Source organism: Mesorhizobium sp. B2-4-18 (assembly GCF_006441385.1).
In the GTDB taxonomy this organism is placed as follows: domain Bacteria; phylum Pseudomonadota; class Alphaproteobacteria; order Rhizobiales; family Rhizobiaceae; genus Mesorhizobium; species Mesorhizobium australicum.
On sequence record NZ_VFUW01000016.1, the window covers coordinates 87323 to 110073 of the forward strand.

Sequence of the window (22751 nt, forward strand, 5' to 3'; positions counted from 1 at the left end):
GTGGATTTGCGACCCGGCGGCTCAACTTGCCGTGAGTTTCTTCCGCGCTGGTCCAAGGAGATTTGGCGCCGGCGGCCTTGCCCGAAGCCCACGCCGACTCTAAACAAGCGCAACCCTCAAACGAAGGAACCTCGCAATGAGCATTCGTCGCATCGATGTTGGCCCGCGCATGAGCCAGATCGTCATACACGGCAACACCGTCTATCTGGCCGGCCAGGTCGGCGAGCCCGGCGGCAACGTCGCCGCGCAGACCCGCGACATCCTCGCGACCATCGACGAATTGCTGGCCAAGGCCGGCACCGACAAGACCAAGATCGTCCAGGCGATCATCTGGCTGGCCGACATGGGCACCTTCGCCGAGATGAATTCCGAATGGGACAAATGGGTGCCGCAGGGCCACACACCCGCTCGCGCCACCGGCGAGGCGAAGCTCGCCGGCCCCGAATATCTGGTCGAGATTATTATTACGGCTGCGCTGTAAAGCGGCTGTAGGTGCCGATCTTCCCCAAGCGGGAGATCGGCTTACCCCTGCGACGGCGTGAACCTTGCCACCAGCGTGTGGCTTTCCGCCGGATAGATGAAGCGCACGTGTGTAACCGGGTGCTCCGCGCTCCAGGTGCGGCGCTCCACGACCAGGCAAGGCGCGCCAGGATCGATATCGAGCACGTCGGCGATAGTCTCATCGGCGGCCACGGCGCGTATCCGATGTTCGGCCTCGCTCCACGGCACGCGGCCGATCAGCCATGGACCCGCCGCGATTTCCAGAAACTCTTCGTCCCCGGCTTCCGCGACCGCCGAAAGATTGATCAGACGTTGCTCGAGTGCGAATGGCCGTTCGCCGGCAAAATGAAGGCCTTCGACCGCCAGCACCGAACCCGCGGCGGACAATCCGAGCAACGCCCTGTCCTCCACGTTGCTGCGCCGCCTCAGGCGTTCCAGCCGTTCGTAGCGATAGGGCAGGCCGAGCGCCTCGACCTCGATCCTGATGTCGTGAAGCTCCAGCACCGCTGCCTGCGATTGCGGCTGGCGGACAAAACTGCCCGACCGGCGGCGGCGTTCAATCAGACCTGCCTTGGCCAACTGCGACAGAGCCTTGTTCACCGTCATGCGTGAGCATTTGTATTCGGCGGTCAGCTCATGTTCGAATGGGATACGGTGGCCGGGCGCCCAGGTGCCGGACAGGATCTTTTCGCGGATATCGGACAGGATGCGCTGATGCAGCGAGACGGTCTCGCTGTCGTCTATGTCCGTCCGTTCAGCCATGCTCATCTGCGTTAACCCTCGGAAAGCGCAGTCATCACGCTGCGAAACCGTGCGGCGATAGCCCCGCGCTTGGCGTGTCTGCCAGCGCTGACCTGTTTCTTGCCATGCACCCAGACGCAATCGACCTTGCTGCCATTGGCAAAGATCCAGGCATCGAGGATCGCGTCGCCGGTCTTGCCAGCCAGCGAGGGATTACCGACGTCGAGCGAGACGAGATCGGCGGATGCCCCAGTCGCGATTTGCGAGGCGCCGGCACCAAGGGCGACGCCACCGCCGTCAAGCGCTGCGTCGAACAGGGCGCGGCCTGTTGAGCCGCCGGCTACCGCAAGCACATTGCGGGCGCGGTGCGCGAGGCGCTGCGAATATTCGAGCTGGCGCAATTCGTCGGGCAGGCCGATCAGCACATTGGAATCGGAGCCGATGCCGAAGCGGCCGCCATGCTCCCTGAACAATGGCGCGGCAAAGGTGCCGTCGCCGAGATTGGCCTCCGTGATCGGGCAAAGGCCGGCAATGGCGCCGGTCTTCGCCATGCCGATGGTCTCGGCATCCGTCATATGGGTGGCGTGAATCAGGCACCAACGCTGGTCGACAGCGGCAGCCCCAAGCAGAAATTCGACCGGACGCGCGCCGGACCAGGCAAGGCAGTCCTCGACTTCCCTGACCTGTTCGGCGATGTGGATGTGGATCGGTCCGTTTGGCGCCATGGCGGTGACTTCGATCAGCTCTTCAGGCGTCGCGGCGCGCAGACTGTGCGGCGCGACGCCGACGACAGCTTGATTCAGCGCGCGAACCGATTCACGGCTTTTCTCCACAAGCCGGGCGAACTGATTCACATCGTTGATGAATCGGCGCTGGCCCTCATTCGGAGCTGCGCCGCCGAAAGAGGAGTGGGCGTAAAACACCGGCAGCAGCGTCAGGCCGATACCCGTTTCGCCAGCCGCGGCAGCGATGCGCTCGGCCATCTCGGCTGGGTTGGCATAGGGTTGTCCATCCCGATCATGGTGCAGATAATGAAATTCGCCGACGCGGGAAAAACCGGCCTCCAGCATTTCGACATAGAGCTGCGCCGCCACCGCCTCGACTTGGTCGGGAGTCATCGACAGCGCGAAGCGGTACATCACCTCGCGCCAGCTCCAGAAACTGTCGGCGGAGGGGCCTCGCAACTCGGCAAGGCCGGCCATGCCGCGCTGGAAGGCGTGGCTGTGCAGGTTGGGCATGCCTGGCAGCAGAATGGAATGGCGTTCATCACCGGGCAAGGCGGCGGCTTCAGGCTCCACGGCCGTAATGCGCCCATTGGCAAAAGTGATCCGCACATTGTTGTGCCAGCCGTTAGGAAGAAGCGCCTGTTCCGCAAAGATATCGGTCACTTTTCTCTCCGCTTTCCGGTCTCGTATGTGATGATGGCACTTGCAGTGCGTTTCAATATGTATATACATAATCGCCACCGATTGAAACGGAAAAGATGATGGCCGTAGAGAGCAGCAAAAACCACGCAGGGGGGCTTCGCCTGTGGCGCAATGCGCGTCTGGCGACCATGGCTGAAAATTCTGCCGGATTGGGTATCGTCGAGCATGGTGCGCTCGCCGCGCGCGACGGCCGCATTATCTATGCCGGTCCGCAATCCGAGATGCCCTCGGCCTTTGCCCAAGGCGAGATCATCAATTGCGAGGGCCGCTGGATTACGCCCGGCCTGATCGACTGTCACACCCATCTGATCCACGCTGGGAACCGCGCCAACGAATTCGAGATGCGGCTGGCCGGCGCCACTTATGAGGAAGTCGCCAGGGCCGGCGGCGGCATCGTCTCGTCGGTCAAATCCTTGCGTGCTGCCAGCGAGGGCGACCTGGTTGCCCAGACGCTGCCGCGCCTCGATGCGCTGATTGCCGAGGGCGTAACCACAGTGGAAGTAAAGTCGGGCTATGGCCTCGATCTCGAAAACGAGAAGAAGTCACTGCGCGCCGCGCGACAGCTGGGCAATGAACGCCGGGTGACGGTTCGCACGACCTTCCTTGGCGCCCACGCGCTGCCGCCGGAAGCCAAGGGCGACAAGGATGCCTTCATCGATCTCGTTGCCAAAACGATCCTTCCCGGCGTCGTCGAGGAAGGCTTGGCCGATGCCGTCGATGGGTTCTGTGAAGGCATCGCCTTTTCGCCGGAGCAGATGGCGCGCGTTTTCGATGTCGCCCAGGCGGCTGGCTTGCCCGTCAAACTTCACGCCGACCAGCTGTCCAATCTGCATGGCGCTGAACTTGCCGCCCGCTATGGCGCGTTGTCGGCCGACCATCTCGAATATACCGACGAGGCAGGCGCGGTGGCAATGGCCAAGGCGGGGACCGTGGCGACGATCCTGCCCGGCGCCTACTACTTCATCCGCGAGACCAAGAAGCCACCGATCGGCCTGTTTCGCCAGCATGGCGTCAGAATGGCTGTTGCCACCGACAACAATCCCGGCACCTCGCCGCTGACCTCGCTGCTTCTGACCATGAACATGGCGGCCACCTTGTTCGGCATGACGGTCGACGAATGTCTTGCTGGCGTCACCCGCGAAGCCGCGCGTGCGCTGGGGCTGCTCGGCGAGACCGGCACGCTGGTATCAGGCAAATCCGCCGATTTGGCGATCTGGGACATCGAGCGCCCCGCCGAACTCGTCTACCGCATGGGCTTCAACCCGCTGCATGCTCGCATCTGGAGAGGACAATGACCGAACTGACCCTGAAGCCCGGCAATGCGACGCTGGCCGACTGGCGCGCTATATACCGTGGCGCCGTGCCGAAACTGGACGATGCCTGCCGTCCGAAAATCAAGGCGAGTGCCGAAGCTGTCGCGCGCATCGTTGCCAAGGGTGAGCCGGTCTATGGCATCAACACTGGTTTCGGCAAGCTGGCCAGCGTGCGCATCCCCGCCGACGATCTCGAGACCCTGCAGCGCAACATCGTGCTTTCGCATGCCGCGGGCGTGGGCGAGCCGATGCCCGTTGCCGTTGCCCGGCTGATGATGGCGCTGAAACTTGCGAGCCTCGCGCAGGGCGCCTCCGGCGTGCGCTCGCAGACCATCGAGCTGCTTGAAGCGATGCTGGCCAACGACGTCATCCCGGTCGTGCCGGCGCAAGGTTCCGTCGGCGCCTCCGGCGACCTTGCCCCGCTGTCGCATATGACGGCGGTGATGATCGGCGTCGGCGAATGCTTTACTCCGCATGGCCGTTTCCCGGCCAAGGTCGCGTTCGTCTCGCATGGGCTGGAGCCCGTGACATTGGGCGCCAAGGAAGGTCTGGCGCTGCTCAACGGCACGCAGTTTTCGACGGCCTATGCACTGGCCGCTTTGTTCGATGCCGAGGTGCTCTACCAGTCGGCGCTTGTCGCCGGCGCGCTTTCGACCGACGCGGCAAAGGGTTCCGACGCGCCGTTCGACCCGCGCATTCATCTGTTGAGAAAGCACCGTGGCCAGATCGAGACCGCGGACGCGCTGCGCGATTTGATGGCCGGCAGCGCCATCCGCGAGTCGCACCGGGTCGGCGACGAGCGTGTGCAGGATCCCTATTGCCTGCGTTGCCAGCCGCAAGTGATGGGCGCCGCACTCGATGTCCTGCGCAAGGCCGCCGATACGCTCGAAACCGAGGCCAATGGCGTCACCGACAACCCGCTGATCTTCGCAGAAGACGATACTGCTCTGTCCGGCGGCAATTTCCACGCCGAGCCGGTGGCTTTCGCCGCCGACATGATCGCGCTGGCCGTCTGCGAGATCGGCTCGCTGTCGGAACGCCGCATCGCCATGCTGGTCGATCCAGCGCTGTCAGGCATGCCCGCTTTCCTGACGCCCAAGCCCGGTCTGAACTCCGGCTTCATGATCCCGCAGGTTACGGCGGCCGCGCTTGTCTCGGAAAACAAGCAGAAGGCCTATCCGGCCAGCGTCGATTCCATCCCGACCTCGGCCAACCAGGAAGACCACGTCTCGATGGCCGCGCATGGCGCACGCCGCCTGATCGGCATGGTCGAGAACGCAACCGCGGTGATCGGCATCGAGTTGCTGGCCGCCGCGCAAGGCTGTGATTTCCATCAGCCGCTGGCGTCGAGCGCAGCACTGGAAGCCGTGCGCAAGCTGGTCCGCGCCGAGGTGCCGCATCTCGATAACGACCGGCACTTCCACCCCGACATGGAAAAGGCGATCGCCATGGTGCGCAGCGGTGCGGTTGTGAAAGCCGCGAGCGCGGTGGCACTGCCCTCGATTGCCGGAGCGGCGTGATGACGGCCACCCCTTGGCTCACGGTCACACGCGGCACGGCGCCGCTGCTGGTGTCGATCCCGCACACAGGTATCGACCTCGCCGGCCTCGAAAACCGGCTGGCCTCGCCTTGGCTCGGCCGTCGTGATTGCGACTGGTGGATCGACAATCTCTATGATTTCGCCGCCGGTCTCGGCGCCACTGTCGTGCACACCGCGATCTCGCGCACCGTCATCGACGTCAACCGCGATCCATCCGGCGCCTCGCTCTATCCCGGCCAGGCAACCACCGGCTTGTGCCCGACCGAAACCTTTGACGGCGACCCGCTCTACCGCGACGGCGAAGAGCCGGGGCCATCGGAGATCGACGAGCGCCGGCTGAAGTTCTTTGCACCCTATCACGCCGCCTTGCAGGCCGAGATCGACAGGTTGCGCACCTTGCATGGCAAGATTGTCCTCTATGACTGCCATTCGATCCGCTCGGTGCTGCCACGCCTGTTCGAAGGCACGCTGCCGGTGTTCAATCTCGGCACGAATGACGGCAAGAGCGCCGATCCGACGTTGCAGGCGATGGTCAACCAGATCATGGCCGAAACCGGCGAGACTTTTGTCGTCAACGGACGCTTCAAGGGTGGGTGGATAACGCGCCATTTTGGCCAGCCGCTACAGGGCGTGCACGCGCTGCAGATGGAACTCTCCAATCGAGGCTATATGCGCGAGCCCGAGGGGAAGGGCACGCCGGACAATTGGCCGGTGCCCTACGACGCCGCGTTCGCCGCTCCGATCCGCGCCACGCTGACGCGAATTCTTCAAACCGCCATTGACTGGGCCGGGCACTGACGCGCCGCCTCGTCCGAAAGGGACAATGATGAACAATCCCCGTCACAACATACGCGAAGTGCGCGCCCCGCGCGGCGACAAGCTCAATGCCAGGTATTGGACCACCGAAGCGCCGCTGCGCATGCTGATGAACAACCTGGACCCGGACGTTGCCGAAAACCCCAACGAACTGGTCGTCTACGGCGGCATCGGCCGGGCGGCGCGGACCTGGAACGATTTCGACCAGATCGTTGCTTCGCTGAAGATGCTTGGCGAGGACGAGACGCTGCTGGTGCAGTCGGGCAAGCCGGTCGGCGTGTTTCGCACCCACCCGGACGCGCCACGCGTGCTCATCGCCAACTCCAATCTGGTGCCGCACTGGGCGACCTGGGAGAAATTCAACGAGCTCGATAAAAAGGGCCTGATGATGTACGGCCAGATGACGGCCGGCTCCTGGATCTACATCGGCACGCAAGGCATCGTGCAGGGCACCTACGAGACCTTCGTCGAGGCCGGCCGCCAGCATTATGGCGGCAATCTCAGGGGAAAATGGATATTGACCGGCGGCCTCGGCGGCATGGGCGGCGCGCAGCCGTTGGCCGCCGTCATGGCCGGCGCCTGCTGCCTGGCGATCGAATGCAATCCCGACTCGATCGATTTCCGCCTGCGCACCCGCTATGTCGACGAGAGAGCCGAGACGCTCGACGAAGCCATGGAAATGATCGAGCGCTGGACCAAGGCCGGCGAGGCGAAGTCCGTCGGCCTGCTCGGCAACGCCGCCGAGATCGTACCCGAAATGTTCCGTCGCGGCATCCGCCCCGACATGGTCACCGATCAGACCTCTGCCCACGACCCCATCAACGGCTATCTGCCGAAGGGCTGGACGATTGCCGAGTGGCGCGAAAAGCGTGTCAGCGACCCCAGGGCGGTCGAGAAGGCGGCTCGCGCCTCCATGCGCGAACATGTCGAGGCGATGGTGGCGTTCTGGAACGCCGGCGTGCCGACGCTCGACTATGGCAACAATATTCGCCAGGTCGCCAAGGATGAAGGGTTTGAAAACGCCTTTGCCTTCCCCGGTTTCGTGCCGGCCTATATCCGTCCGCTCTTTTGCCGCGGCATCGGCCCGTTCCGCTGGGCGGCACTCTCCGGCGATCCGGAGGACATCTACAAGACCGATGCCAAGGTCCGCGAGCTCACTCCCGGCAACACCCATCTGCACAATTGGCTGGACATGGCCCGCGAGCGGATTTCTTTTCAGGGGTTGCCGGCGCGCATCTGCTGGGTTGGCCTCGGCGACCGGCACCGGCTGGGTCTTGCCTTCAACGAGATGGTGGCAAAGGGCGAACTGAAGGCGCCCGTCGTCATCGGCCGCGATCACCTCGATTCCGGTTCGGTCGCCTCGCCAAACCGCGAGACGGAAGCGATGAAGGACGGTTCGGACGCCGTGTCCGATTGGCCGCTGCTCAATGCGTTGCTCAACACAGCTTCGGGCGCCACCTGGGTGTCGCTGCATCATGGTGGCGGCGTCGGCATGGGTTTCTCGCAGCATGCCGGCATGGTTATCGTTGCCGACGGCACGCCGGATGCTGCAAGGCGCCTGGAACGGGTGTTGTGGAACGACCCGGCGACCGGCGTCATGCGCCACGCCGATGCCGGCTATGACATTGCGATCGAATGCGCCAAGGAGCACCAGCTCAACCTGCCTGGCATTTTGGGCTAAGCCATGCGCGTTCTTCGTGCCGCCGACTACCGCGTCATGCCGTGGAAGAACGGCGGCGGTACGACGACCGAGATCGCCGTCTCGCCCGCTGGCGCTGGGCTCGACGATTTCGACTGGCGCGTCTCGATGGCCCGGGTCGAGACGAGCGGGCCGTTCTCCAGCTTTACCGGCATCGACCGCACCCTGTCGGTTCTGGAAGGCGAGGGGATCGTGCTTAATGTCGCCGGCCGTCCGCCCGAGCGGATGACAGCGGCTTCCCAGCCTTTTTCCTTTCCAGCCGACCAGCCGACGAGTGCCGCGCTGATCGCCGGCCCGATTACCGATCTCAACGTCATGACCCGCCGCGGCCGCATGTTGCATCAAGTCGAACGCCTGCCGGTTTCGGCGCCTGTGGAAATCTCGACCGAGGCCTGTTCCACCCTCATCCTTTGCCACAGAGGCCATGCCATTTTCGCCGGCGCCACGCCTATCCGCCTCGAGCCGCTCGACACCCTGCTGCTCGGGCCGGATGTGCCTATCTTGCGGGTTGAGCCCGCCCTGGATGCGACCCTTTTCGTGGTCCGCATAATCAGGGCCGCCTGACGGGTTTGCCGCCAACGGTTACCGCCTGTTTCCAAACATGATCGCGATGCCGGCGAAATATAGCGTACACTGACGATGGCATCACGAAAAAGCCCGAATCCTCTCCGTCGATCGGTCCCGACGGGAGCGAGGGGCGCTCGTCTTTGAGTTGGTCGAAAGATGACGCTCCGTCGTGGTGCGGAAACAAACTTTCGGCATAGGGGTTGATGCAGCCGATTGCATTTGAACCGGTTTTAGGGCCATTGCCGTGGCGGTGACGCCGCTGAGTGCCCGCTTACGGAATTTTCAATGAATATTCAGACGAACCCAGCCCAGATCGAGAAGACAAGCGCGAGCTTCCCGGCCGTCACGGAAGAGCCGATACGATCGGTATTCCTGCCGGAGGAACGGCTCCGGCTGCTCGGCGAGAGCCTGGCCAAGGGCGATCTGACGGATCTGTTCGGCTTGATCCCGTTCGACTTCCAGGCCCGCATCCGTGACAGCGCCAAGAAGATCCTCGAAGTCTACCGGTCGACCAATGCCGCGCAGGGGAGGGGCGAAACCATCACGCCGGCCGCGCAGTGGCTGCTCGACAACAACTATCTGATCGAGGAAACCATTTTCCAGGTCAAACGCGACCTGCCGCGCCGCTTCTACCGGCAATTGCCAACGCTGAAACTGCCCGACGGCGGCACCGTGCCGCGCGCATTGGCTCTGGCCTGGACCTATGTCGCGCATTCCGACAGTTCCGTCTCGGCGACCATGTTCAAGTCCATCGTCCAGGGTTTTCAGTCGGTCGAGCCGCTGAAAATCGGCGAACTCTGGGCACTGCCGTCCCTTTTGCGCTTCGTGCTCATCGAAAACCTCCGCCGCCTGGCGGTCAGGGTCAACCGCACCCGCCAGATGCGCCAGATCGCCAACGACGTGGCCGACAAGGTGCTGGCGACCGACGACAATCCGGACCGGCAGGCGATCCTTGCCAATTTCAGCGCGCATGCACAGGACACCACCTTCGCCACTCAGCTGCTCTATCGCCTGCGTGACGGATCGCAGAATGCCGGCAAGGCGCTGGAGTGGCTGGAAGGCGAACTCGAAAAGACCGGCTCGGATGCCGAGGAAATCATCATTTCCGAGCACCAGACGCTGTCCAGCGGCAATGTGACCACCGGCAACATCGTTCGCGGCCTGCGCCTCATCAACGACGTCGACTGGACGGTGTGGTTCGAAGGCGTCAGCCGCATCGATACCGTGCTGCGCGAGCGCACTGATTTCGCCGCGCTCGACTTCTTCTCGCGCGATCAATACCGCACCGCGATCGAGGAACTGGCACGCCGCTCGAACCTGTCGGAGTACCGTGTCGCCGAAAAAGCCATCGAACTAGCCGGCCATGCTGTCAGCGAAACCGTCCCGGAGAGCGGTGAGGGGGTTGATGCCCAAGCTGCATCCGTTCACACCGATGTCGGTTTCTATCTCGTTGGCCCGCGTCGGCTGGAACTCGAAAAGACGATCGGTTATCGGCCCACGATCAGCCAGATCGTCAAGCGGACCTTCGCCAAGACCGGATGGCTTGGCATCGTCCTGCCCGTCTTCGCCCTGACCGTCCTGCTGCTCGTCCTGTCGGGCAACGCCCTTTCCAATCTCGGCCTGTCGGTTCCGTCCATCGTGCTGATGCTGGCCCTGTTTGCCGTGCCGGCCAGCGAAGGCGCGCTCGCTTTCTTCAACACCGTGGTCTCGCTCTTCCTCAAGCCGACACGCCTGATCGGCTATGACTACAGGCACGGCGTGCCGCCCGAGGCGCGCACCCTGGTGGTCGTGCCGTCGCTGATCGGCTCCCGTGACGATGTCGAGGAAAACATCCGCAACATCGAAGTGCATTACCTTGCCAATCTGGCGGACGAGATCCATTTCGCGCTGCTTTCGGATTGGCCCGACAGCAAGATCGAGATCGATGCGGCCGATACCGAGATCCTCGACTTCGCTCGCGCCGAAATCGCCCGCCTCAATGCGCGCTATCCCTCCGAAGGCGCGCCGCGCTTTTACATCCTGCACCGCCGCCGGCTCTACAATGCCGCTCAAGGGTCCTGGATGGGTTGGGAGCGCAAGCGCGGCAAACTGCACGAACTCGATCTCTTGCTGCGCGGCGACAGCGATACCACCTTCCTGCCGCTCGAAGTGCCGCTGCCGGAAAAAGTCGTCCATGTGATGACGCTCGACGCCGATACCCGCACCACCCGCGATGCGGTATCGAGCCTTGTCGGCAAGCTTTGCCATCCGCTCAACCGTCCGCATTTCGACGCCACCAGGCGCGTCGTCACCGCCGGCTATACCATCCTGCAGCCGCGCATCACCGCTTCGCTCACCAGCGGCGACGAAGCTTCGTTCTTCCAGCGCGTGTTCTCGGCCAATCGCGGCCTTGATCCTTATGTCTTCGCTGTTTCGGACCTCTATCAGGACGTCTTCAGCGACGGGTCCTTCACCGGCAAGGGTCTCTATCATGTCGATGCCTTCGAGGCCGCCTTGCAGGGCCGCATCGAGGAAAACACCATTCTCAGCCACGATCTGCTCGAAGGCGCGCTGGCGCGCGCCGCGCTGGTCACCGACGTCGAACTGGTCGAAGATTACCCGACCCGCTACTCGGTCGATGCCTCGCGCCACCATCGCTGGGCGCGCGGCGACTGGCAGCTTTTGGGGTACATCTTCAACCCGCGCTCCGGCGTTCCGGCCCTGTCGCGCTGGAAGATGGTCGACAATCTGCGCCGCTCGCTGACGCCGATCTTCTGGGTGATGGCGGCGATCGCCGGCTGGACCTTGCTGCCCTTCACGCAGGCCGCGCAGTGGCAGGCCTTGCTGATCCTGAGCCTGTTCATGGCGCCGACCTTCGACGTCGTCAACGCCATCCTGCCCAAGAGCGGCGACCAGACGCCGCGCGGCCATTTCTCGGCGCTGGCGCGCGACGTCGCCTTCGGCACCGCCATGGTGGCGCTGAAGATCGTGCTGATGGCACATAACGCCTGGATGATGGGCGATGCCATCGTGCGCACGCTCTACCGGCTGTTCGTCAGCCGGCAGAACCTCCTGGAATGGCGCACCGCCTCGCAGGCGCACAAGGCCGGCGACAACGATGTCGGCTCCTATTACGGCATGATGTACGGCGCCGTGATCATCGGCTTTGTCGGCCTAGCCATTCCGGTGCTGGCCGATTCCACCGGTGCCTTCGTCGCCTTTTTCTTTGCCTTGTTCTGGATCGGCTCGCCGGCGATCGCCAGCTGGATCAGCCGCTCGGCTGAAACCGAGGATCGGCTGCGCATATCGCAAGCCGACATCCACACGCTGCGCACCGTGGCGCGCCGTACCTGGCATTATTTCGAGAGCTTCGTGACGGCAGAGCATCACAATCTGCCGCCGGACAATTTCCAGGAGAGCCCCGCGCCAGTCGTGGCGCCGCGCACCTCGCCGACCAACATCGGCGTCTACTTGCTCTCGGTCGTCTCGGCACGCGATTTCGGCTGGATCAGCCTGTCCGATGCCATCACCCGCATCGACGCCACCATGACCACCATCGAGAGTATGCCGCGCCATCGTGGCCATCTCTTCAACTGGTACGACACCACGACGCTCAAGCCGCTCTATCCGCTCTACATCTCGGCTGTCGACAGCGGCAATCTCGCCGGCCACCTGGTGGCGGTGGCGGCTGCCTGCGCCGAATGGGCGGAAGCCCCGTCCGTCCACTTGCAGGGCGATTTCGAGGGTATCCTCGATACGGTGACCATCCTGAGCGAAAGCCTCGATGAACTGCCCGACGACCGCCGTCAGTTGCGCCCGTTGCGCCAACGCCTTGTCGATCGCCTCGACGGCATGCGTCGCGCGGTTGAGACGATCAAGGCACAGCCGGAAATGGCCTCCATCCGCACCATCAACCTGGCGGTGCTGGCCGGCGAAATCCGCAAGCTCGCCACCGCCATTCACACCGAAGCCGCATCGCCGCAGAGCGACGTCATCGTCGACTGGACGGCAAGGCTCGAAACCACCTGCGAGGCGCACGTCCACGACGCCCACAGCGACGAGAACGCCGTCGAGGCTCTGCGTGCCAAGCTGCTCACCTTGCGCGAGCGCACCCGTCGTTTCGCCTTCGAGATGGAGTTCGCCTTCCTGATGCGGCCGGAGCGCAAGCTTTTGTCGATCGGCTACCGGGTCGAGGAACATCAGCTCGACGAAAGCTGCTACGACCTTCTCGCCTCCGAGGCGCGGCTGACCAGCCTGTTCGCCATCGCCAAGGGCGATCTGCCGACCGAACATTGGTTCAGGCTTGGCCGCCCGATCGTCGAGATCGGCTTCCAGGGCGCGCTGATGTCGTGGTCCGGCTCGATGTTCGAATATCTGATGCCGCCGCTGGTGATGAAGGAGCCGCAAGGCTCGATCCTCAACCAGACGAGCAAGCTGATCATCAAGCGCCAGATGCAGTATGGCCGCCAGAAGAATGTGCCGTGGGGCATTTCGGAAGCGGCCTACAACGCCCGCGACCGGGAACTGACCTATCAGTACACCAATTTCGGCGTGCCGGGGCTTGGGCTGAAGCGTGGCCTTGGCCAGAACACGGTGATTGCGCCTTACGCGACCATCATGGCGGCGCAGTTCAACCCGCGCGAAGCGGTGCAGAATCTGACCCGGCTGCGCGAGATCGGCGCGCTTGGCCGTCATGGCTATTACGATGCGGTCGACTTCACGCCGCAGCGCGTACCGGAAGGCACCAACCACGCGGTCGTGCTGAACTACTATGCCCACCATTCGGGCATGTCGATCGCCGCCGTCGCCGACGCCATCTTCGAAGGTCGCCTGCGCGATCGCTTCCACAGCGATCCGGTCATTGAATCGGCCGAACTGCTGCTGCAGGAGAGGGCGCCACGCGACATTCCGACCGCGACCGTCCGCACCGAGGCCGACGAGCGCTCCAAGGACGAGACCGAGACCGAGAGCCCTGACACCCGCATCGTGCTCGATCCCGCGCGGGCGCTGCGTTCGACCAATGTGATGTCGAATGGCCGCTATTCGGTGATGGTGACCGCGACCGGCTCCGGCTACAGCCGCTGGGGCGATCTTTCCGTCACCCGCTGGCAGCCCGATCCGGTCGAGGATCGGCTTGGCTCCTACATCTTCCTGCGCGATGCCGCCACTGGCGACTGGTGGTCCGCGACTTCGGAACCCAGGCGCGCGGCCGAGGAAAAGACGCAGGCCCTGTTTTCCGATGACAAGGCGAGCTTCGTGAAGCTGGTCGGCACGCTGCGCTCCGAAGTGGAGTGCATCGTCATCTCCGAGGGCAATGGCGAAGGCCGTCGCATCACGCTCTACAATGAGAGCACATCCGACCGTCACATCGAGGTGACGTCCTTTGCAGAACTGGTCCTGGGTTCGGAAGCTTCCGACAACGCGCATCCGGCCTTCTCGAAAATGTTCGTGGAAACGGAAATCGCCGCCAACAACGGCGCGATCTTCGCCACGCGCCGCAAGCGTGAAACCAGCGAACCGGATGTGACGCTGGTGCATTTCGTCACCGATCCGTCGGGACCGGCGCGTGACGCCGAGGCCGAGACCGACAGGCGCGCCTTCATCGGCCGTGGCCGCACCATCGTCGATGCCGCCGCCTTCGATCCAGGCGCCAGGCTTGGCGGCCATTCCGGCTTCACGCTCGATCCCATCGCCTCGCTGCGTCGTCAGGTGCGCGTGCCCGCCAACAAGAAAGTATCGCTGACCTTCTGGACCGTCGTCGGGGCAAACCGTGCCGAGCTGGAGGAGGCGATAAGCCGGCTCGACCATCAGGAGAGCTTTGCCCGGCAGGCGATGCTTGCCTGGACGCGTAGCCAGGTGCAGACCCGCCATATGGGCCTCAGTCTGACCGACGCGGCCAATGTGCAGAAACTGGCGCGCTATCTGATCTATCCCGACCCGTTTTTGCGGCTGCCGGCCGAGTCCATCGCTTCCGGGTTGGGCAAGCAGTCGAGCCTGTGGCCGACCAGTATTTCGGGCGATTACCCGATCTTCCTGGTCAGGATCGGTGACGTTGCCGATCTCGAGATCGTAGCCCAGGCGTTGCGCTTCCAGGAATACATGCGCACCCGCGGCATGATGATCGACTTCGTCGTCGTCAACGAGCAGGCTTCGTCCTATGTCCAGGATCTGCAGCGCGCGGTCGAGACGCTGTGCGAAAACAGCCGCTTGCGCGGCAAGGAACTCGGACCCCGCCAGCACATTTTCGCGGTGCGCCGCGACCTGATGGAGGAAACCACCTACAAGACGCTGCTCGCCGTCGCCCGGGTTGTGCTGCATACACGTAACGGCACCATCTTCGACCAGATCGAACGGGCCGAGGCGGCCGCGCTGCAGGCGCGCGATGGCCTGCAGCCGGCAGGATTGCCGGGTTCGCGCGAAATCGCGGCGCTCGCACCGCAGATGCATGCATTCGCCTCGCAGGCTGTGGCCGACGTCAGCGCCGATGGCTCCGGCCTAAGCCTGTGGAATGGTTTCGGCGGCTTCGACGGCGACGGGCGGCACTATGTGGTGCGCCTGGCTGGCCGGCGCACGACGCCGCAACCCTGGATCAACGTCGTCTCCAACGCGTCGTTCGGCTTCCACACCTCGGCCGAGGGAGCGGCCTTCACCTGGAGCCGCAACAGCCGCGATTACCAGCTGACGCCATGGTCGAACGATCCGGTGTCCAACCGGCCGGGCGAGGGCGTCTATATTTACGATCAGGCCAGCGGCAAGGCGTTCTCTCCGCTCGCAGCGGTGGTGCGCGATCCCTCGATGACCTACGAGGCCTGGCATGGCCAGGGCTTCTCGACCTTCCGCTCGAAGCGCGGACCGTTGTCGATGGACCTGACCCATGTCGTCGATCCCATCGATCCGGTGAAGATCACGCGGCTGCGCATCCAGAATTCCGGCCCGGTACCGGCTCGGCTGCGCGTCTATGCTTACGCCGAATGGGTGCTTGGCGGGCATCGGTCGCGCACCGCGGCAACCATAGTGCCGTCCCGCGACGGAGCCACCGGCGCGTTGCTGGCGCAAAATCCCTACGGGCTCGATTTCAGCGAGCGGGTGGCCTTCCTCGCCGCCGACACCGGCGTCCACTCGGTGACGTCAGACCGGGCCGAATTCCTCGGCCGGCACGGGTCCAGCGAGCTGCCACAGGCGGTGCTGAGCGGTTCGGCCCTGTCGGGTCGCGTCGAGGCCGGAGATGATCCTTGCGCGGCGATCGCTCGCGACGTCGAGATTCCGGCCGGCGCCGACGTCACACTTATCTGGCTGCTCGGCGATGCCGATTCCGCGGCGCAGGCGAGCGCGTTGGTGCAGACGCACCGGGGCAAGGACTTCGACCAGCGCCTGGCCGACAATGAGCGCGAATGGCGCGCCTTCCTCGACACCATCCAGGTCGAGACGCCGGACAAGGCACTCGATGCCATGGTCAATCACTGGCTGCCCTATCAGAGCCTTGCCTGCCGCATCCGCGCCCGCTCGGCCTTCTACCAGGCAAGCGGCGCCTTCGGCTTCCGCGACCAGTTGCAGGACACGCTCGCCTTGCTGGCGCACGACCCGACGCTGGCGCGCGACCAGATCCTCAACGCCGCGCGGCGGCAGTTCCCGGAGGGCGACGTGCAGCATTGGTGGCTGCCGCGGACCGGCGCCGGCGTGCGTACCCTGATCTCCGACGACGTGGTGTGGCTCGCCCACGCCACGTCCCGCTATCTCATGGTGACCGGCGACGCCGCCATCCTGAAGGAGCAACTGCCTTTCCTCGATGGACAGGCGCTGGGTGAAGGCGAGCACGACGCCTTCTTCACCCCGGAAATCTCGAAGAAGACAGTGTCGCTCTACGACCACTGCGCGCGTGCGCTCGACCTTGCCATCAAGCGCAGCAGTCCAGCCGGCCTGCCGCTGATCCTTGGCGGCGACTGGAACGACGGCATGAACCGTGTCGGCGAACACGGCAAGGGCGAGAGCGTGTGGCTGGGTTGGTTCCTGTTGAAGACGCTGGGCGACTTCGCCGCGGTCGCCAAGACCGAGGGCGACACCAAGCGCGCACAGGCCTGGGCAAAGCATGCCGACGCGCTGAAGCGGGCACTCGAAAGCACGGCATGGGACGGCGAATGGTACCGGCGCGGCAGTTTCGATGACGGTACGCCTTTGGGCTCGCGTACATCGCAGGAGTGCAAGATCGACTCCATCGCCCAGTCCTGGAGCGTGCTGTCGGGCGAGGGCGACCCGGCGCGGTCGACCACGGCCATGCAGCAGGCGACGAAGCTGCTCGTCGACGACCGTCTCAAGATCGTCAAACTGTTCACGCCACCCTTCTCGAAGACACAGAAGGACCCCGGCTACATCAAGAGCTATCCGCCTGGCGTGCGCGAGAATGGCGGCCAGTATACCCACGCGGCGACGTGGTTCGTCATTGCGCTGGCCGAGATGGGGCAGACCGATGAAGCTTATCGCTGCTTCTCAATGCTGAATCCGGTCAACCACGCGTTCGACGAGGCCTCGGCCGAGCACTACCGGGTCGAGCCCTACGTGGTGGCGGCCGATATCTACTCCGGGGACGACAAGGGAGGTCGCGGCGGCTGGACCTGGTACACCGGGTCGGCGGGCTGGCTTTACCGGGCGGCGGTCGAAGGCATCCTGGGCATCGAACGGCGCGGCAAGCAGATCACATTCCGGCCGAAGCTGCCCAGCCACTGGGATGGCTACCAGGCTTCACTCAAGATGCTGGGCGCCGAGATCAAGGTCCAGGTCATTCGCGACAAAAAGGCCAAGACGATCTCGCTCGAAGTCAATGGTTCGAAGACAAAATCGACGTCCTTTGCACCCAAAGCTGGTGACCAGACCGAGGTCGTGGTCAAGATACCGGCATGAAATCAACCATTTAGTGATTAGATCGCGCGTCCTCCGGGACGCGCGATGCCGTGCATTGTTTACTTGCGCGCGGGGTGCCGACGACGTTGGCCAGCCGCCCGGACGAAGTCATGCCGGCCTGCCGTGATTAAAAATGTGGCACAGCTCGACCACTGCCATGATTTTGCCGCAAGGCTGACATTTCACCTTTTATCTCAAACTGTTAGGTGATCACGCCAGATTTCGTATCGTCGTCATCTTTTGTTCGCTAAATGGGAACGGAAGAGATAGACGGGCATTGTTTTGCGACGCATCAACCGTTACGTGTCAGGAAATGGTGCGGTGCACAATATTGGTATTGGGCACAATAGAACGTTGGCGGAGTAGCTGAAGTGTCACTTCTGCAGATCTATTGGAGAGCGCTGGGGTATCTGGCTGCCGACAAGAAGCGCGTCGCGCTGATCTGTTCGGCCAACGTCGCTCTTGCAGCCATCGCGATCCTCGAGCCGATCATGTTCGGCCGGGTCATCGACGCGATTTCCGCGCACGGTTCGGTTTTCTCCACGCTCGCCGTGTGGGCCGGCCTCGGCGCCTTCAATGTCATGGCTTTCGTCCTGGTGGCGCGCGGCGCCGACCGGTTCGCGCACGCCCGGCGCAGCGAAGTGCTCTGTCAGTCGTTCGAGCGCGTCATCACCATGCCGCTCGCCTGGCATCATCAGCGTGGCACCTCGAATGCCCTCCACACGCTGCTGCGCGCCGTCGAGACTCTGTTCAGCCTCTGGCTTGAATTCATGCGCCAGCACTTGTCGACCGCTGTCGCGCTCGTTCTGCTGGTTCCGACGGCGCTCAGCATGGATGTGCGCATGTCGATGGTTCTGCTCGTGCTCGGCGTGCTCTATGTCGGCATCGGCCGCCTGGTGATGAAGCGCACCAAGGAAGGCCAAGCCGCGGTCGAGCGCCACTATCACAAGGTATTCGCGCATGTGACGGACTCGGTGAGCAACGTCGCCGTGCTGCAGAGCTACAACCGTCTCGGCTACGAGGCCGAGGCGCTGCGTGGCTACGTCAAGAACCTGCTCGACGCGCAGAACCCGGTGCTCGACTGGTGGGCTATCGCCAATGCGCTCAATCGGCTGTCGTCGACGATCTCGATGATGGTGGTGCTTCTGATCGGCGCTTACCTGGTCACTCATGGCCAGCTGCGCATCGGTGACGTCATCGCCTTCACCGGCTTCGCCACGCTGCTGATCTCACGGCTCGACCAGATGTCGGCTTTCGCGAACCAGATTTCGGAAGCTCGCGCCAAGCTCGAGGATTTCTACAAGCTCGAGGACTCGGCCGCCGATACCGCCGAGCCGGATGGTCTGCGCGACCTTGCCAACGTCACCGGCCATGTCCGTTTCGAGGATGTCAGCTTCGAGTTCGCCAATTCGGGGCAGGGCGTCAGCGACGTGTCCTTCGAGGTGCAGGCCGGCCAGACCGTCGCCATCGTCGGACCGACGGGTGCGGGCAAGACAACGCTCATCAACTTGCTGCAGCGCGTCTTCTCGCCGTCCAGTGGCCGTATCCTGATCGACGGCATCGATACCCGCACGGTGACCCGCAAGTCGCTGCGCCATTCGATCGCCACCGTGTTCCAGGACGCCGGGCTTTTGAACCGCTCGATCGAGGACAACATCCGCGTCGGCCGCGCCGATGCGACCAACGACGAGATCCATGCCGCCGCCACCGCGGCCGCGGCGCAGGATTTCATCCTAGCCAAGAGCAATGGCTACGACACGGTGGTCGGCGAACGTGGCGGCCAGCTCTCGGGCGGCGAGCGCCAGCGCATCGCCATTGCCCGTGCCGTGCTGAAGGATGCCCCGATCCTGGTGCTCGACGAGGCGACCAGCGCACTCGACGTCGAGACCGAGGACCGCGTCAAGGAAGCGATCGACGAATTGCGCCGCGACCGCACCACTTTCATCATCGCCCACCGCCTGACCACCGTCCGCGACGCCGATCTGGTCGTGTTCATGGACAAGGGCAGGGTGGTCGAGATGGGTGGCTTTGCCGAACTGTCGCTGCGCAACGGCCGCTTCGCCAGCCTGCTGCGCGCCGGCGGCCTGCTCAACGACGAGGAAGTCCGCCGCCTCAGCCGGTCGGTGCAGGGCGAGGCCGCCTGAGCCATTAACGGTTCCGCCTTCTCCCGAACGGGAGGAGGCAAGACCGGACCTGCGACACCGCCGCTCGATTGCCCTGAAGGCGCCGGCGGTCTATGTAAAGTCGTATGAGTGACACCACCTCACGCTTGGGCGGCTTGACCGATCTCGCCAATCCAACGCGGTTCGTCGGGCTTGCGGACAAGCTTGTGCCGTGGCTGGCGGCGCTCGCCGCGCTCACCCTCGCGATTGGCCTCTATATGAGCTTCACCGCGCCCGAGGATTTCCAGCAGGGTATCACCGTTCGCATCATGTACATCCATGTGCCTTTCGCCTGGCTCGCCATGATGTGCTACACGCTGATGGCGGTGTCTGCCCTCGGCACGCTGGTCTGGCGCCACCCTCTGGCCGATGTCGCCCTGAAATCGGCCGCCCCCATAGGCGCCGTCTTCACCGCGCTGGCGCTGATCACCGGTTCGATCTGGGGCAAGCCGATGTGGGGCACCTGGTGGGTTTGGGACGCCCGCCTGACTTCTGTCTTCGTGCTGTTCCTGATGTATCTCGGCATCATCGCGCTGACCCGTGCGCTGGATGATGCCAGCCGCGCCGCCTGGGCCGCCGCCATTATCACGCTGGTCGGCTTCATCAATATCCCGATCATCAAATTCTCGGTCGACTGGTGGAACACGCTGCACCAGCCTGCCTCGGTGTTCCGGCTCGGCGGCCCGACCATCGACCCGAGCCTGCTCTGGCCTCTGCTGGTGATGGCTGTCGGCTTTACCGTGCTGTTCTTCGCGCTGCACCTGATGGCAATGCGCACCGAAATCCGCCGCCGCCGGGTGATAGCCATGCGGCGGGTGGCAGCGCGGCAGGCGGAGCGTCCGGTCTAAAACCTCATGTCATCAGCCCGCGTGCCGCCACTGGCAGCGTTTCGAGAACCTTCTCGCCGTCTATCAGATTGACCTCGTTGAACAGGTTGGTGACGACGCAGCAGTGGTCTGGCACCACGCGCACGCGTTCGCCAATGCGCAGCCTGCCGTCGCCGGAAAGCGTGACCGTGCCGTGCTCCTCGCTCAGCCCCGTCACCAGCGCTCCGGGGACGCCCATCAACTCTCCAAAATCCTTTAGCCCTAGCGTATCGCTGGACAGGGCCTTGCTGCCGCTATCGAGAATGGCGCGCGTCGCTGTCGGATGGCTGACCACGGTCGCAAGCACCGTCAGCGCGCAATCGTCCAAGGTGCCGACGCCTTTGGCGACCTGGTAGCGATCGAGATAGATGTAGGTTCCCGGGCGATACTCCGTGACGACGGATGCATCGGCGGAGCGCCATATATCAGGCGTGCCGCCGCTCGAGATGCGCTCGCAGGCAAGCCCCGAAGCAGCCAGCGCCTGCTTGGTGGTGGCGAGCCAGGCTTCCGCTTCAGCCGCGCGGCCGGCGGCCGGATAGGTCATCAGTCCGCCGAAGGTGAGGCCACCTGCCTTGTCGATCACCCTTGCCAGCGCTACCGCTTCATTGGCTGTCTGCACGCCGCAGCGACCCATGCCGGTATCGCATTCGACCAGCACGGGCAGAGGATGGCCGGCATCGGTGAAAGCTGCCGCGAGCCCTTCCAGCGTGTCCATGCTGTCGGCGGTCACCGACAGGGTCACGCGGCCATGCAGCGCCTTCAGCCGCTCGAGCTTGGCGCGCCCCAGGATGTTGTAGGGAAGAAAGATATCGGTCAGCCCGGCGTCGGCCATTACCTCGGCCTCGCCGATCTTCTGGCACGTGATGCCGACGGCACCTGCCGCCATTTGCTTCTTCGCCCAATAAGGCAGCTTGTGCGTCTTGATGTGTGGCCTGAGCTTCAGTCCGTTCTTGTCGGCATGAGCCTGTGCACGAGCAATGTTGGCTTCGGCGCGTGCGACGTCGATCAGGATCGAAGGCGTATCGAGGTCATGGATGGTCGGCATCGGCTATCCCTGTGCAATTCGCAAGGGTTATGAGCCTCAAAGCACGCGATGTCACGCGGCCAGGGGGCCGCGATCTGTTGGCCATGGGTGGCACGCGCAAGGCTCCAACAGGCAGGGCTCGATCAGGCAGGGTGGATCGACACCGCACCGGCGTTCGGCTATGCGATTGTCGGAAAAATCGACACGAGGGTCATCATCATGAAACGCTCCGCCATCAACGACATCATCCGCGAAGCCGACGCTTTCATCCGCTCGTTCGGCTATATCATGCCGCCCTTCGCCTACTGGTCGCCGGAAGAGATGAAGGCGCGCCAGGTCGATTCTTCGGCCATCTTCACCTCGCGGCTCGGCTGGGACATCACCGACTATGGCCAGGGCAAGTTCGACGATCTCGGCCTGTTCCTGTTCACCGTTCGCAACGGCCGCTACGAGGACATGAAGAAAGGCATGGGCATGCTCTATGCCGAAAAGATCATGATTTCGCGCAAGGAGCAGATGTCGCCGATGCACCGCCACAACATCAAGGCCGAAGACATCATCAACCGCGGCGGCGGCAAGCTGGTGCTGGAATTGTTCATGCATGACCGCGACGGCGGCATCGACCCCAAGGCCGAGGTATCGGTGCCGGTCGACGGAACTATCCACAGGCTACCGGCGGGCGGACTGTTGAAGCTTGATCCGGGCCAAAGCGTCACGCTCTTGCCCGGCGTCTGGCACGCCTTCTGGGCCGAGGGCAAGGATGTCCTGATCGGCGAGGTGTCGACCGTCAATGACGATCGCACGGACAACGTCTTCCGCGAGCCGATCGGCCGTTTCGCCGATATCGAGGAAGACACACCGCCGTTGCATCTATTGGTGGCGGACTATGACAAATGGCTGGGCTGAGGGCACCCGTCCTCAACCCCACTTTGCCCCGATTTGCGGGGCCAGCAACCAAGCCCGAGGAGAAATAAGTCTTGAAATCAGCTCTAGTTCTAGCCATTGCCGCCTTGGCGGCGCTCGGTTTCGGTATGCCGGCCCAGGCGGCGGACTTCACCAATATCGTCCTTTCCGCGACGAAGGACGGGGGAACGCCTCAGAGCAACTTCCCTGTCGAGACACCGGTGATCTACGTATCGGCTGACCTAGAGCGGTTCATCGCTTGATAGAATCGGAAGGGATTCCCGCTCGGTTGGATTTGTGATTCAAGATGCTGGCTGG

General features: G+C 63.7%; 14 protein-coding genes. 11 read left to right on the plus strand and 3 right to left on the minus strand.

The window, feature by feature from the left end:
- Positions 1 to 136: 136 nt before the first annotated feature.
- Complete coding sequence (locus FJ527_RS27775; protein ID WP_023773346.1) at positions 137 to 481, plus strand: RidA family protein; 345 nt, start codon at positions 137 to 139, stop codon at positions 479 to 481.
- Positions 482 to 522: 41 nt separating this feature from the next.
- Here the strand turns inward: FJ527_RS27775 and hutC are convergent, their stop codons facing one another.
- The gene (gene hutC, locus FJ527_RS27780; RefSeq protein ID WP_085986622.1) at positions 523 to 1263 is read right to left on the minus strand and encodes a histidine utilization repressor; all 741 of its coding nucleotides are present in this window, start codon (positions 1261 to 1263) and stop codon (positions 523 to 525) included.
- 11 nt (positions 1264 to 1274) lie between these two features.
- Positions 1275 to 2630, minus strand: coding sequence for a formimidoylglutamate deiminase (locus FJ527_RS27785; RefSeq protein ID WP_140661906.1), 1356 nt, complete (start codon positions 2628 to 2630; stop codon positions 1275 to 1277).
- Between the two features lie 98 nt (positions 2631 to 2728).
- Between FJ527_RS27785 and hutI the strand changes: the two genes are divergently transcribed.
- From hutI to FJ527_RS27825, 8 genes are all read left to right on the plus strand, one after another.
- Positions 2729 to 3964, plus strand: a complete 1236-nt coding sequence (hutI, locus tag FJ527_RS27790; RefSeq protein ID WP_140824558.1) for an imidazolonepropionase — start codon at positions 2729 to 2731, stop codon at positions 3962 to 3964.
- Positions 3961 to 5502 (plus strand): histidine ammonia-lyase, encoded by a 1542-nt coding sequence (gene hutH / locus FJ527_RS27795; protein ID WP_140824559.1) that lies wholly within the window; start codon positions 3961 to 3963, stop codon positions 5500 to 5502. The genes hutI and hutH overlap by 4 nt, the downstream gene beginning before the upstream one ends.
- Entirely contained in the window at positions 5502 to 6320 is an 819-nt protein-coding gene (gene hutG, locus FJ527_RS27800) for an N-formylglutamate deformylase (protein ID WP_140824560.1), read from the plus strand. The genes hutH and hutG overlap by 1 nt, the downstream gene beginning before the upstream one ends.
- 28 nt (positions 6321 to 6348) lie before the next feature.
- Positions 6349 to 8019: a urocanate hydratase gene (gene hutU, locus FJ527_RS27805; RefSeq protein ID WP_140720852.1), complete on the plus strand. Its 1671-nt coding sequence runs from the start codon at positions 6349 to 6351 to the stop codon at positions 8017 to 8019.
- A 3-nt stretch (positions 8020 to 8022) separates the two neighbouring features.
- Complete coding sequence (locus tag FJ527_RS27810) at positions 8023 to 8601, plus strand: HutD family protein (protein WP_140824561.1); 579 nt, start codon at positions 8023 to 8025, stop codon at positions 8599 to 8601.
- A gap of 288 nt (positions 8602 to 8889) precedes the next feature.
- Positions 8890 to 17478 carry a glucoamylase family protein gene (locus FJ527_RS27815; RefSeq protein ID WP_140824562.1) on the plus strand — a complete coding sequence of 2863 codons (8589 nt, stop codon included), beginning with the start codon at positions 8890 to 8892 and terminating at the stop codon, positions 17476 to 17478.
- A gap of 371 nt (positions 17479 to 17849) precedes the next feature.
- A complete protein-coding gene (locus FJ527_RS27820; protein ID WP_015318303.1) occupies positions 17850 to 19622 on the plus strand; it encodes a glucan ABC transporter ATP-binding protein/ permease in 1773 nt (590 codons plus the stop codon).
- Between the two features lie 104 nt (positions 19623 to 19726).
- Positions 19727 to 20488 carry a heme ABC transporter permease gene (locus FJ527_RS27825; RefSeq protein WP_140824563.1) on the plus strand — a complete coding sequence of 254 codons (762 nt, stop codon included), beginning with the start codon at positions 19727 to 19729 and terminating at the stop codon, positions 20486 to 20488.
- Positions 20489 to 20492: 4 nt separating this feature from the next.
- Here FJ527_RS27825 and FJ527_RS27830 read toward each other — a convergent pair whose 3' ends face one another.
- Positions 20493 to 21551 (minus strand): D-TA family PLP-dependent enzyme, encoded by a 1059-nt coding sequence (locus FJ527_RS27830; protein ID WP_140824564.1) that lies wholly within the window; start codon positions 21549 to 21551, stop codon positions 20493 to 20495.
- Between the two features lie 198 nt (positions 21552 to 21749).
- Between FJ527_RS27830 and FJ527_RS27835 the strand changes: the two genes are divergently transcribed.
- Complete coding sequence (locus tag FJ527_RS27835; RefSeq protein ID WP_015318300.1) at positions 21750 to 22436, plus strand: D-lyxose/D-mannose family sugar isomerase; 687 nt, start codon at positions 21750 to 21752, stop codon at positions 22434 to 22436.
- Between the two features lie 71 nt (positions 22437 to 22507).
- The gene (locus FJ527_RS27840; RefSeq protein ID WP_140824565.1) at positions 22508 to 22696 is read left to right on the plus strand and encodes a hypothetical protein; all 189 of its coding nucleotides are present in this window, start codon (positions 22508 to 22510) and stop codon (positions 22694 to 22696) included.
- Positions 22697 to 22751 lie beyond the last annotated feature (55 nt).